This window comes from Bacillus sp. FSL K6-0993 (genome assembly GCF_037977205.1).
Lineage (GTDB): Bacteria > Bacillota > Bacilli > Bacillales > Bacillaceae > Bacillus > Bacillus subtilis.
This window is the reverse complement of sequence record NZ_CP150275.1, coordinates 1,547,930-1,560,494: the sequence shown is the minus strand read 5'-3', so window position 1 is coordinate 1,560,494 and position 12,565 is coordinate 1,547,930. Positions and strand designations below refer to the sequence as shown.

The 12,565-nt window shown below is 43.3% G+C and carries 12 protein-coding genes; 1 reads left to right on the top strand and 11 read right to left on the bottom strand.

Translation table 11 applies throughout. The annotated features are described in order from the left end of the window. Positions 1-11 precede the first annotated feature (11 nt). The 8 genes from MHH79_RS08200 to MHH79_RS08165 all read right to left on the bottom strand — a co-directional run bounded on the left by MHH79_RS08200 (position 12) and on the right by MHH79_RS08165 (position 10,417). The gene (locus MHH79_RS08200) at positions 12-1,496 is read right to left on the bottom strand and encodes a UDP-N-acetylmuramoyl-L-alanyl-D-glutamate--2,6-diaminopimelate ligase (protein ID WP_015483202.1); all 1,485 of its coding nucleotides are present in this window, start codon (positions 1,494-1,496) and stop codon (positions 12-14) included. A gap of 175 nt (positions 1,497-1,671) precedes the next feature. Beyond that, the gene (locus MHH79_RS08195; RefSeq protein ID WP_015483201.1) at positions 1,672-3,612 is read right to left on the bottom strand and encodes a stage V sporulation protein D; all 1,941 of its coding nucleotides are present in this window, start codon (positions 3,610-3,612) and stop codon (positions 1,672-1,674) included. 116 nt (positions 3,613-3,728) lie between these two features. Further along, positions 3,729-5,879 carry a penicillin-binding protein 2B gene (pbpB, locus tag MHH79_RS08190; RefSeq protein WP_080467317.1) on the bottom strand — a complete coding sequence of 717 codons (2,151 nt, stop codon included), beginning with the start codon at positions 5,877-5,879 and terminating at the stop codon, positions 3,729-3,731. Further along, entirely contained in the window at positions 5,876-6,229 is a 354-nt protein-coding gene (ftsL, locus tag MHH79_RS08185) for a cell division protein FtsL (RefSeq protein WP_003232200.1), read from the bottom strand. The genes pbpB and ftsL overlap by 4 nt, the downstream gene beginning before the upstream one ends. Before the next feature lie 39 nt (positions 6,230-6,268). Next, positions 6,269-7,204 carry a 16S rRNA (cytosine(1402)-N(4))-methyltransferase RsmH gene (gene rsmH, locus MHH79_RS08180; protein WP_014479723.1) on the bottom strand — a complete coding sequence of 312 codons (936 nt, stop codon included), beginning with the start codon at positions 7,202-7,204 and terminating at the stop codon, positions 6,269-6,271. 69 nt (positions 7,205-7,273) lie between these two features. After that, positions 7,274-7,705, bottom strand: a complete 432-nt coding sequence (gene mraZ, locus MHH79_RS08175; RefSeq protein ID WP_003221402.1) for a division/cell wall cluster transcriptional repressor MraZ — start codon at positions 7,703-7,705, stop codon at positions 7,274-7,276. A 125-nt stretch (positions 7,706-7,830) separates the two neighbouring features. After that, on the bottom strand, positions 7,831-9,450 hold the full coding sequence (gene bshC, locus MHH79_RS08170) for a bacillithiol biosynthesis cysteine-adding enzyme BshC (protein WP_063335316.1): 1,620 nt from the start codon (positions 9,448-9,450) through the stop codon (positions 7,831-7,833). 70 nt (positions 9,451-9,520) lie between these two features. Beyond that, positions 9,521-10,417 (bottom strand): 2-dehydropantoate 2-reductase, encoded by an 897-nt coding sequence (locus MHH79_RS08165; protein WP_047182576.1) that lies wholly within the window; start codon positions 10,415-10,417, stop codon positions 9,521-9,523. A gap of 159 nt (positions 10,418-10,576) precedes the next feature. On the opposite strand from MHH79_RS08165, the gene MHH79_RS08160 reads away from it, so the two are divergent. Beyond that, on the top strand, positions 10,577-11,059 hold the full coding sequence (locus MHH79_RS08160; RefSeq protein WP_014476736.1) for an N-acetyltransferase: 483 nt from the start codon (positions 10,577-10,579) through the stop codon (positions 11,057-11,059). Positions 11,060-11,115: 56 nt separating this feature from the next. Here MHH79_RS08160 and gerR read toward each other — a convergent pair whose 3' ends face one another. The 3 genes from gerR to MHH79_RS08145 all read right to left on the bottom strand — a co-directional run bounded on the left by gerR (position 11,116) and on the right by MHH79_RS08145 (position 12,562). After that, on the bottom strand, positions 11,116-11,697 hold the full coding sequence (gene gerR, locus MHH79_RS08155) for a sporulation specific transcriptional regulator GerR (protein ID WP_015383592.1): 582 nt from the start codon (positions 11,695-11,697) through the stop codon (positions 11,116-11,118). Positions 11,698-11,842: 145 nt separating this feature from the next. Further along, positions 11,843-12,022 carry a 50S ribosomal protein L32 gene (gene rpmF / locus MHH79_RS08150; protein ID WP_003154457.1) on the bottom strand — a complete coding sequence of 60 codons (180 nt, stop codon included), beginning with the start codon at positions 12,020-12,022 and terminating at the stop codon, positions 11,843-11,845. Between the two features lie 21 nt (positions 12,023-12,043). Continuing rightward, the gene (locus MHH79_RS08145) at positions 12,044-12,562 is read right to left on the bottom strand and encodes a DUF177 domain-containing protein (RefSeq protein WP_014479718.1); all 519 of its coding nucleotides are present in this window, start codon (positions 12,560-12,562) and stop codon (positions 12,044-12,046) included. Positions 12,563-12,565: the final 3 nt, after the last annotated feature.

The following is a 12,565-nucleotide window of genomic DNA, read 5'->3' as shown; positions in this document are numbered from 1 at the left end:
ACATCTCTTTCCTATGAATTCGTCTTATTCTTATTGAGTTCAACAATGGCTCTCGCCGCTACTTCAGCATCATCAAAATCGAAAGTTTCATTTCCGATCTGCTGATAGGTTTCATGTCCTTTTCCGGCAATGAGGACAACGTCGCCTTTTTTGGCATTGGCAATTGCGAAAAAGATCGCCTGCTCGCGGTTTGCAATACTGTGATAGTATGCGTTCTCTACTCCGGCTTCCATATCTCTTAAAATCGCGCGGGGATCTTCGCTTCTCGGGTTATCTGACGTGAAAATCGGCTCGTCAGCCAGCTTCACAGCAATTTTAGCCATTTTCGGGCGCTTCGTCTTATCTCTGTCTCCTCCGCAGCCGACAACGACAAATAGCTTTCCTTCCGTCATATCTCTGCATGTCTCCAGCACATTTTCAAGGCTGTCCGGTGTGTGCGCGTAGTCTACAATGACAGGAAACTCCTGCTGCTGATTGACCAATTCAAAACGTCCTCTTACACCATGCAATTCTTCAACAGCCTCAGTGATGATTTCAAACGGTATGCCTGCTGCAATACATGTCGCAACAGCGGCCAGCACGTTATACACATTAAATTGTCCGACGAGAGACATCGTGATGTGCTTCGTGCCTTTGTTTGTCACGAGATCAAAGCTTGTGCCCTGTGCAGTGATACTGATGTTCTTCGCCATCACATCAGCATCGTTTTTAATTCCGTATGTAGAGATATGCGCAGCTGTTACCTTTTCAAAATAAGCGCTCGCCTCATCGTCAGCATTCAGGACGGCACGCTTTGGATGTTCATGGTTGAAAGCCCCGCCAAGCTGGGAAAAGAGCAAGCTTTTTGCATGCCGGTACTCATCCATCGTTTTATGATAGTCCAGATGGTCCTGTGTTAAATTCGTAAACACGGCAATATCATAATCACAGCCATGGACGCGCCCTAAAGACAAAGCGTGGGAAGAAACCTCCATGATAGCAGTGTCAACGTGCTTGTCATTCATTTTCTTAAACGTTTTCTGCAGCGTGACGCTTTCCGGAGTCGTGTTTTTAACAGGAAGTGTTTCGTCTCCGATTTTCATGTACATTGTACCGATCAAGCCTGTGCGTTTTCCCGCTTTTTTCAGAATCTCATCGACCATGTGGGTCGTTGATGTTTTGCCGTTTGTCCCTGTTATCCCAATCAGCTGAAGCTTCTTCGTCGGCTGTCCGTAAAACGCATCAGACAAAACGCTGAGCGCGCGAAGTGACTGCCGGACAATAATAACAGGAACATTCACATCGACCTCTCTTTCTGCCACAATAGCCGCTGCGCCGTTTTCTACTGCTTTTTGCGCAAAATCGTGGCCATCCACCGTATACCCTTTTACACATACAAAAAGACTCCCTTTCTTTACTTCTCTGGAGTCCATCTCAATTGAAGTTATTTCAGGGTCTTGTGAGTCGTTTACAGAAGGTTCGGTTGTTAAGTATGTAAGCAGCTTTGTAAGTTTCATCGTATCAAACCTCTCAACATTCTAATTCGTTCTTTTTATCATTGAAGTCACATCAAATGATGTGGTAATGATTTTAAGCATACAGTTCATATTTTAGCGTAAATAAAAGGATACATCCAGCTAATCTTGAAAGATATCAGCATTTTTTCTGCAATAAAAGAATAGGCAGCCCGAATCAATCGGCTGCCTCCTTTTCATCTTCTTCAGTCAAATACACGCGTATCTTTGAGCCTTCTTTTACTTTCGTTCCGGCAGCTGGCGATTGTTTAACGATTTTGCTCCCTTTCCCGGAAGCATCCACATTGAGATTCACCAATAGTGACTCAAGATCTGAGACAGACATCCCTACAACATTCGGAACTTCTATTGTTTTTGTGTCGTTCCATTGGTATTTTTTCTCGATTTGATTTTTCCGGGGCTTCACACCAAGTTCCGGCAGACTGTCTCTCATAATATTTCCGACAATAGGCGCTGCAACCGTTCCGCCAAACTGAATCGTGCCTTTCGGGTTATCCACCGCAACGTAGACGACTAGACTCGGATCATCAGCTGGCGCGAAACCGATAAATGATACAATATGGTTGTTCTCAAGGTATTTTCCATCTTTAACCTTTTGTGCAGTTCCCGTTTTTCCTCCGACACGATATCCTTCTACAAATGCATTGCGGCCGGTGCCTTCTGCGACGACGCTTTCTAGAGCATAGCGGATTTGTTTGGATGTTTCCTCAGAAATGACTTGTTTCTTTGCGATTGGTGATTGTTTTTTGACCGTTTTCTTCGTAACAGGATCGATCCATTCCTTTGCAATATAAGGTGTGTAGAGCGTTCCTCCGTTTACAGCGGCGGATACTGCTGAAACCTGCTGAATCGGTGTGACGGATACTCCCTGTCCGAAAGCCGTAGTTGCTTGCTCCACAGGGCCCACTCTCTCAAGCGGGAATAAGATGCCTGTTCCCTCGCCTTGGAGATCAATCCCCGTTTTTTGTCCAAAACCAAAGTCTTTGATATATTTGAAAAGCTTTTCCTTTCCTAAGCGCTCGCCTAATTCAACAAACCCCGGGTTGCAGGAGTTCTGCACAACTTCCAGATACGTCTGCAGCCCGTGCCCGCCTCTTTTCCAGCAGCGCAGTCTCGCTCCGTCCACTTCCGCATGCCCTTTATCATAAAATTGATCCCGTTTCAAATTTACTTTTTGCTCTTCAAGGGCTGCTGCAAGTGTAATAATTTTAAAGGTAGATCCCGGTTCATACGTGCTCCATACTGGCAGATTTCGATTGTAGACGGACGGATCAACAGATTGGTAATCAGCAGGGTCGAAGTCAGGCCTGCTAGACATCCCCAAGATTTCTCCGTTTTTCGGATTCATGGCTACGGCAATCATGCCGTCCGGATGATATTTGGCCTCAGCGTTATCAAGCTCTCTTTCCATTATCGTCTGGACCTTTGAATCAACCGTCAGCTTCATATCAAGCCCATCCTTAGGCGGCGTATAGTCATCCGCTTCATCAGGCATCTTCTTCCCCTTGGCATCTGTATAAAACTTAACAGAACCTTTTTCCCCTTTTAAATCATCGTCGTAATAGGCTTCCAGTCCAAGGAGTCCTTGGTTGTCAATTCCTGCAAATCCAAGCACATGAGATAAAAAGCTGCCGAACGGGTAATGACGGATACTGTCCTCCGCAACATACACACCTTTTAAATCAAGCGCTTTGATTTCCTTCGCCTTCTCATTTGAAATTTTTCTCCCTTCAGGAGTGATCTTTTCGATTGACGCTTTTTTAGTCACATGTTTATATACTTTTTCTTCTGACATGTTGAGCACCGCCGCAAGCTGCTTGCTCGTTTTCATCGGATTCTGAACTTGGCGCGGCACGACGAATACGGTCGGCGCACTTTTATTTGTTGCGAGCTTCACACCATTCCGATCCAGAATCTCGCCTCTCTCCGGCTCAAACGGCAAGTTCCGGCTCCAGGAATCTTTCGCCAGCGAAGTCAGTTTTTCGCCCATCACAAACTGAACATACCCCAGCCTTGTATCAATGATCAGAAACACGATCACGCCAAAAAGCAAAACAAATAATAAACGTTTTCTAACCGTTACATTCGAGACGCGCAAGAGACCGTTCACTCCTTATTTAGGCTTGTTTCATTTTATGCCTGAAATTGGACAGGTAGAACGACGCTCCTCTGAAGGCATAAAAAAAGAAAGCCTGCATAACGCAAGCTTTCTTTTTAATCAGGATTTTTAAACTTAACCTTGATTACGGTTTTGTCTTTGATTTCTTTGTCTTTCTTAACACTTTGGCTGACAGCGTAGCCTTGCCCGTTTACTTCAATATGAATTCCCGCGAGCTCGCCGTACTGCAGAACCTCTCTTCTCGACCACCCTGTCATATCAGGCATTTTGATTTTGCCGCCCGTTTTCAGGAAGACCTTTTGATTGGTGAGAACTTCCTCATCCGCTTTCGGATACTGTTCTTTTACAGCGACTTCACTGCCGATGACAATTGGTGTGAGATTCTCCTCTTTTGCTTTCTTTTGAGCAGCAGCTACCGTTTGATCTGTTAAATCAGGCATTGTCTGTGCTTTTGTTTCTTCCTTATCTGAGTCAGATTTTTCAGTTGGTTCAATGTTTAGGTAGTGCAGGCTGTTTTTCATTGTTGGGTTGAAGATTTCAGATACTGGTTCTGAACTGCTCTGTCCTGCTTTTAACTGCGGCTGCTGTACAGCAACATAAATTAAAAGCTCAGGATCATCTTTTGGTGCCATACCCATAAACGAAAAGATATAGTTATCTGTGCCGTCTAAATATCCGCCTTTACCGGCTATTTGCGCAGTACCTGTTTTCCCAGCAACATCAAAACCTTCGATTTTATAAGCTTGCCCTGTTCCGATCTTCGATGTAACGACTTCTCCCAATATATCCCGCACCTTTTTCGCAGTGCTTGCAGAAATCGGAGTTCCGGCTGATTCCGGCTTATTTTGATATATAGTTTTATCTTTATCTGGGTCAACGATATGGTCAATCACATAAGGTTTCATCATTTTACCGTCATTCGCAATTGCCGTCGCAGCCTGAAGCTGCTGAATTGGTGTGACCGCAGACGCTTGGCCGTATGCAGTTGACGCCTTATCAAATTCATATTTAAAGTTGATTTTACTGGAGACTTCTCCTGGTAAATCAATACCTGTTTTCTGGTAAAAATTGAATTTGTGCAAATATTGATTGAGGCGGTCATATCCCAGCTTTTCTTTCGCCAGTTTCGCAAAAGCGACATTCGACGACCTTAGGACGCCGTCATGATATGTTGTCGGACCCCAGCCTACACCGTTATTGTGATCCTTAACAGGTGCTCCGCCAACTTCAAATGTTCCTGATTTATATTGTTCGTTCGCATTAAACACATTTTCCTGCATTGCAGCAGCGAGTGTGAAAATCTTCATCGTTGATCCGGGTTCATACGCATATGAAATCAAATCATTATAGTAGTTTGTCACATCGCGCTTGTTCGGATCAAAGCTTGGGCGCTGTCCCATAGCAAGGACTTTGCCCGTTTTCGGATCGACAACTGCGGCCATGATTTTTTTCGGATTATACTTTTGCGCTACTTTTGTCATGCTGTCTTCCAAAAAGGTTTGAATTTTCTGGTCAATGGTTAAATATACATTGTCACCATTTTTTGGCGCTTTAATTTTATTTTTGCTGTTCGGAAGCTCCCAGCCGGATTTGTCGCTTTCATATGTCACATATCCGTCGCGCTCCTTCAAATACTTATCCAGCACTTTTTCTAACCCCATCGCGCCGGAAATTTCATTTGTGTCTTGATCAACCTCGGCATAGCCGATTAAATTGGATGCGAAAATACCATTTGGATAGTAGCGTTTTGTATCCCGCAAAAATGAAATGCCCGGGAGTTTCAGCTTTTCGATTTTTTGCTTTTGCGAATACGTAATATCCCGGCCAGCTGAGCCAAACTCGACTTGTTTTGCATCTTTATTTAAGATATCAAGGATGTCGGCCTTGTCCAAGTTTATCACTTTAGACAATGCTTCTGCCGTTTTTTCTTTGTTTACAACATGCTGAGGATGCTTGACATCAGTGGTCATTTTTTTATCGAGAATCGCAATCAGTTTATACGTCGCTGTGTCCTCTGCAATGACTTTTCCTTTTCGGTCTAAAATCGAGCCGCGGCTCGCTTCGATGGTCCGTTTCTTTTCATGCTGCTCTGTCGCTTTTGTCGCAAGCACTTCGCCGTTCGCTTTTCCGGTTATTTGAATATATGCCATTCTCCCCAGGATGACAAAGAAAAAGAGAGCGAAACAAATACTTAGAATCGCTGCTCCTCTATTCATAAATTTATTCTTTTTTGGCATTTGAATCATTCCTGTATGTTTTTCACTTTTTTATCTTTTAAATTCAAGCCGTTCTTTTTCGCAATGTCCATAATGCGCTGCGGTTTGCTTAAATCAGCAACGCTTTTTTCGAGGTCACCAATTTGCTTATTTTCGGATGAAATTTGCTCCTCAAGCTTTTGCACCTCAATATTGGTTTGATATGCCGCATACGCCTTCGATACGATCAAAAGCGATACGCTGAGCACCGCCGCAGCAAAGAGGACAAGAAGCACTTTTTCTCCGAGAGTAATGGAAGCCCTTTTCTTGACAATCACTTTTTTCTCAGGACTGATCGCATGCCGCTGCTGTTTCTCTGGTTGGTAAGCTAAATTGCTCATAGGCTGATGACCTCCTTTTAATTTTGCGTTCGCGTTTCGTTATTTTCTTTTTTCAGCAATCCGAAGCTTGGCAGAACGAGCCCGGTTGTTCTCTTCAAGCTCTTCTTGAGATGCCGTAATCGGTTTTCGTGTGATGAGCTTCAGCTCCGGTTCAAACTCTTCCGGTATAACAGGAAGCCCCGGAGGAAGTTCCGGAAGCGACGACTTTTCTTTAAAAGTGGTTTTGCAAATTCTGTCTTCTAGCGAGTGGAAGGTAATAACCGACACCCTGCCCCCTGGCTTCAGAACCTCAATTGCCTGCTCCAAAGCTTCTTCAAACACCCTAAGTTCATCGTTTACGGCAATTCTGATTGCCTGAAACACGCGTTTAGCGGGATGTCCGCCGCTCCTTCTCGCTGGAGCGGGAATCGCGTCTTTTATTAGATCGACCAGTTGGCCCGTAGTTTGAATAGGAGACTTCATTCTTGCCTCCTCAATTTTTCTGGCGATCTGTTTACTGAACTTCTCTTCTCCGTATTTAAAGAAAATACGGACGAGATCCTCATAGCGCCACTCATTAACGACTTCTTTCGCCGAAAGCGTAGCCGACTGGTCCATCCTCATGTCCAACGGTGCGTCATGATGGTAACTGAATCCGCGCTCCGGTGTATCCAGCTGCGGAGAGGACACCCCTAAATCAAATAAAATGCCGTCTACTTCTGTAATGCCTTGTTCATTCAAACATTCTTTTAAATACCTGAAATTGCTTTTAATCAGAATGAGCTGTCCTTTATAATCGGACAGCACTTCTTTAGCATGCTGTAATGCCGTATCATCTTGGTCAAAAGCGATTAAACGCCCCTTCTCGGATAACTGCTGCAATAAGTATGTACTATGCCCAGCTCCGCCGAGTGTGCAGTCTACATATGTACCGTCTGGTTTAATATTAAGTCCGTCTACGGTTTCACGAAGAAGTACTGTCTTGTGTTGAAACATATTGTGTTGGTCCCACCTTTTATCAGGATGAATTGAAATTGTTTTTAGAGTGTTATACACGAAGAATCATTATATATCAAACCCAATCATGTTTTCAGCAATTTCAGCAAATGAATCTTCTTGCTCTTCTGTGTATTGTTCCCAAATTACTTTACTCCACAATTCAATTCGATTAGAAACCCCGATAACAACACATTCTTTTTCCAGTTTGGCGTAATTCAATAGAGATGATGCGATATTTACCCTGCCTTGCTTGTCCAGTTCGCATTCAGTCGCCCCTGAAAAGAAGAAACGGGTAAACGCGCGGGCATCTTTCTTTGTGAGAGGAAGAGCTTTTAGTTTTTCTTCAATTTGTTTCCATTCGTGCATAGGGTAGCCGAAGAGACATTGGTCAAGTCCTCTAGTCAGCACAAATTGCTCACCTAGGCCTTCTCTGAATTTAGCGGGTACGATCATGCGGCCTTTCGCATCGATGGTATGCTGATATTCACCCATAAACATGATCTCTTGCCCCACTTTCTCTCCTTAACTCACCACTATTCACCACTTCGCTCCACAACTTCATTTTACACTGTTTACCCATAAAAAAAAACCCTGAACTATTCAGGGTTCTTTAAAACTTTATTTCAAAGTTTGACAACTTGATGTTGATTTTGAAAAGAAAATGGCAGATTCTTGAATGTCGTGAAGAATTTTGGACCGTACCTGTTCAAATAATACATGATATTCCAAATCCGTTCTTGCGGCGCAAGAAGCGGCTTAATGCTATTTTGAATTCTTTCATAATCCTTTAAGACGTAGCCTTCTTTTTCTTCAATTCGCTTCGTCACCGTGCGCTCTAAGAATTGAAGCTGATCCTGAATAAAAGCGGCATTTTTCAGGAGTAAAGGTTCCATGCTTTGATCAACCTTTAACGCCTCCTGCCGGACCGTTTTGTGAATCGCTTCAATTTGGCTTTTCGCATGATCCATCACCGCCGTAAACTCTTCCGGAATCTGGCGCTCGAAGTATGTCTCTCTTTGATTCTCCGTTCCGCGCTCAATCGCGTCTTGTAACGAGATATTCCGTTCAGCCAGTTTTTTCTCAATATGCCGCTCAAGTATCGTAATGTTCAGCCTTGGCATGACAGGAGGCATTTTGAAGCCCATCACCGCAAAAGCCTGTTTGAGCTCGCCCCAATAGTTGATTTCTCCAGGCCCTGCAATAAATGCTAAAGTCGGAATGAGAAATTCCTGCATTAACGGCCTCGTTACAACATTGTTGCTGAAACGCTCTGGATGTTCTTCCATATGTGTATGAAGTTCATCCATCGTCCATCCTAGATCAAGCTCTTTGATGACAAATCGGCCGTTATCTTTTTCAATTAAAAAACGCTCTTCTTCGTATTCATAAAACAGATTCGCCTGCTCTTTTCCGGACTCGATAATCGGTTTGTAGCCTGCTTGACGCATGAAAGCCTGCTGATCTGATACAGCCCTGGCGAGTTCATCATTTTCTCGAAGAATCTTTTGGAACATGGCCGTTTCCAGCTTTTTAATCCCCGGATCTCCAGAATTTAATAAAACTAAGCCCTCTTCTTGGAACAAATCCGCGATCAGCAGTTCAAAGAAGTCAGTAAACGTAACAGATTCCCTTAAACATCGTTTCACATTGTCGAGAAGTGTATTCGTATGGTCTGTTTCTTCAAAATCGGCAAAAACATCATCTATCCACGCGGCACACTTTTCTTGATCAAGCGATGTACTCGCTGCTGATGATTTCTTCCAATAAGACTGAGGCAGCTTTTTTTTCACAGGCCCATTCTCTTCAGTTGTGTGAACAAAATTAATCTCATCCAAATCGTGGTCTTCTCCAGCCACCCAGAAGATTGGTATGACAGGCACTTGCAGTTCCTTTTCTTGTTGCTTTGCTAAAACAATGATTGAAATGATTTTATGTATGGTGTAAAGCGGTCCTGTTAAAAGTCCTGCCTGCTGTCCGCCGACTACAGCGGCACTTGACGGGTCCTTCAGCTTCTCAATAGCAGACTGCATCGCACTTGAACCGAATTTATTATGGTAAGAGGTTAAGTACGCCGCCAATTCCTCTCTTGCGAAAAACCGGGAAGATAAGTCTTCCAGTCTTTCGCGCCACATGTCCTTATGATGAATACTGTAATCAAAAAAAGAAGACATTTCTTCTTTGCCATCTATATAGTGCTGTACAAACACATTCTGATTTTTGATGGAAAGTTCAGTTAGCTGCATCTTCTAGAACTTCCTTTCTCCAATAAATAGTTAGTGATCCGAAATGAGTATAGCATGTTACCGAAAAAGCTCAAAAGACTTTGTTTGTATTTCGCTCCAATGCTTTGATGCTGCCATATAAAAACTCTAGGTGGACGGCATCAAGACCTTGAAGACTTGCTTCCTTCAATAAGTATCCGATAATGGCGTCAGCTTCCGTCTGCCGGCCTCCAATGACGTCAACCAGCATTGATGAACGATTCTCTTTCGTTTGTCCACAAACGGCCTGAACCTGCTCCCAAGCCTTTTCTTCATTTTCAAGTTTTAAAATGCGGCATGCCTCCTGAAATACCAGCTTCATAAAAGCCAGATAAGCTGGCGTTGTCAGCAGTTCTCCATTTTTCACCTGCAATAACGCAGTTAAAGGATTAATACACGCATTTACAATCAGCTTGCCCGTCAGCAGACGGTACCAATCCGTCTCATAATAAATCGGAAAATCCGAATGGTTATGCTGAAACATGATGTTCAGCCGGTCTGGTTCAGCATCATCGAACGCGCTCCATTTTATCGCACCTAGGCCTGTATGATCAACAGCTGTATCCGATTTTCTTACAGCTCCGTGCTCAACGATTCCAACATAAATGGAATGGCCAACGTGCCAGTCTTTTAGGTCGTGGATATGCCCCATGCCGTTTTGCAAAAATAATATATTCGTCTTCCCGATTCGTTCAAGCGACGAAAAAACAGATTGAAGCTGATGCTGCTTCACTGTCACGACAAGCAGGTCAAAGTCCGAATTGATACTCGTGTCCGCACTGCAATCAGCCCTGAATTCCTCTCCGCCTTTATAAAGCCGGATTCCTTCAGACTGAATGGCCGCAGCCTGTTCTTGCCGCCTCGTCACAACAGTCACGTTGTGATAAAGTGACAAATAATAGGCGCATAAAAGACCGACGGAGCCCCCGCCGATAATTCCAATTTTCATGATGTCACACCCAATTTAGCATTTACGTATTATCATAGCAGAAGTAAGAAGAAATTACTTCTCAAAGATCCCATGTGCTTAAAATTAAAGTTTAAATATTTGGATTTTTTAAATAAAGCGTTTACAATATATGTAGTAACAACAAAGGGGGAGATTTGTTTGACAAAGGTAGAACGTCTGCTTATCAACTATAAAACGCTGGAAGAATTCAAGAAATTCAAAGAATACGGCATTCAGGAGCTTTCAATGCTTGAAGAACTTCAGGATAATATTATTGAAAATGACAGCACCTCGCCTTTTTACGGGATTTATTTTGGCGATAAACTTGTAGCACGAATGAGTCTGTATCAAGTTAACGGCAAATCGAATCCCTATTTTGACAACCGCCAGGATTATTTGGAGCTGTGGAAGCTTGAGGTTCTTCCGGGCTACCAGAACAGGGGATACGGGAGAGCCTTGGTTGAATTTGCAAAATCATTCAAAATGCCGATCCGGACAAATCCGAGAATGAAATCAGCGGAATTTTGGAATAAAATGAACTTTAAAACTGTTAAGTATGATATGGCGCGGGACAAAGGGGAAAACCCGCTCATCTGGCATCCTGATATGGATCACGAAATGACACCGGGAGAGTCTGCATAGAAATCAAAACAACCGGCCTATTCTTACTATAGGGCCGGTTCATTTCAGGCGTTTCTTTACGTTTCTTGAGCCGCTTTTTTCATTCTTCCGTCTTCCTTCGAAACAACCATTTTTCTGGCCCGATCCATGATATCGATCAGTGCCTTGTAATCCTCTTCTGTCATCTCTAGCTGATTCCGCAATGTCTGATTTTCACTCCGCAAATCCTCAAGCTCTTTTTGCAGCGATTGGATTTGCTCCTTCAATTTTTCCCTTTCAAGCTGAAATTCTTGTGCAGACGGCGCTTCTTTGAATTGTTCGAGAAATTGGATGACATCCTGAATGGACAAATCTCGTTTTCCTTCCGACGATGCCGAGGCAGTCTGCTTCATGGAATTCGGCATATTGACCGAATGAACGCCGATTTGCTTTCTCAGTTCTTTCCTTTGCTTTTTTGCAAGCTCTATACCTGACTGGTATTGTTTTCTCACATACGAGTTCCACCTGAAACCACAGGCTGCCGCGGTTCTGGTAAGCGCCCTCCCAACCTCCTCAAAGGCTGAAAGCTGTGTTCCTCCCTCTCGAATATGACGAAGCACCACTTCTGCCAGCAGCAAATCCTCATCCTGAGTCCAAGCATCTTGTCTTGTAATGGTCAAATTCAATCTCCCTCCATGTCAGCTTATTTATCTCATACATATGCCGGTAATAGATTAGATAGACTATTTGCACTCACAAATTTTCCGCAAGCTGACAGGAAGAGAAAAAGAAAAAGCGCAGGGCTTTCACCCCGCGCTTTTCTTATTAGTTACTTTTTACATTTATGTCTTTGCCGTTGTATGATCCGCATGCTTTGCATACACGGTGAGACAACTTCATCTCTCCGCATGACGGACATTCTGTCATACCAGGTACATTAAGTTTGAAATGTGTACGGCGCAATCTTTTCTTCATTTTAGAAGTTCTTCTAAAAGGTACAGCCATTATTCCCACCTCCTTAAAGAGTTAAGATTCATCATCTTGTTTTAAGAGCTTTTCGAGGGCTGCAAGTCTCGGATCAACTTGATTCTTCTTGTCTTCTTCCGAAATGACTTGCCAATCCTTTCCTTCTTGAGGAGCAGCTCCTTTTTCTTGTTCAGATTCACAAAAGATTTGCATAGGGATTTCTAAAAGAATTTCTTCTTTCACGATCGGAGTTAAGTCGATAGTATCGTCCTCAACAATGTGAACGTCATCATCTTCTATATCATCCGTGTGATGAAATATAAACAGTTCTTTTGTTGAAATTTCAAATGGATACGGGACATCAACGAGTGTTCTTGAGCATGGCAAAATCATTTCGCCTGAAATTGTAAAATCAAACGAAACCTGTTTGGATTTGATATCCGCTCTGCCCTTCACCCGGACGGGAGAAATGCGGCGAATGTCAGAATTCAGCTTTGTCAGCTCATTTAACTCAACTGTTTCATCAAACTCAAAACTTTGTTTTGGCATTTGATGCAGCTGATAAATCGTCCATTTCATTTG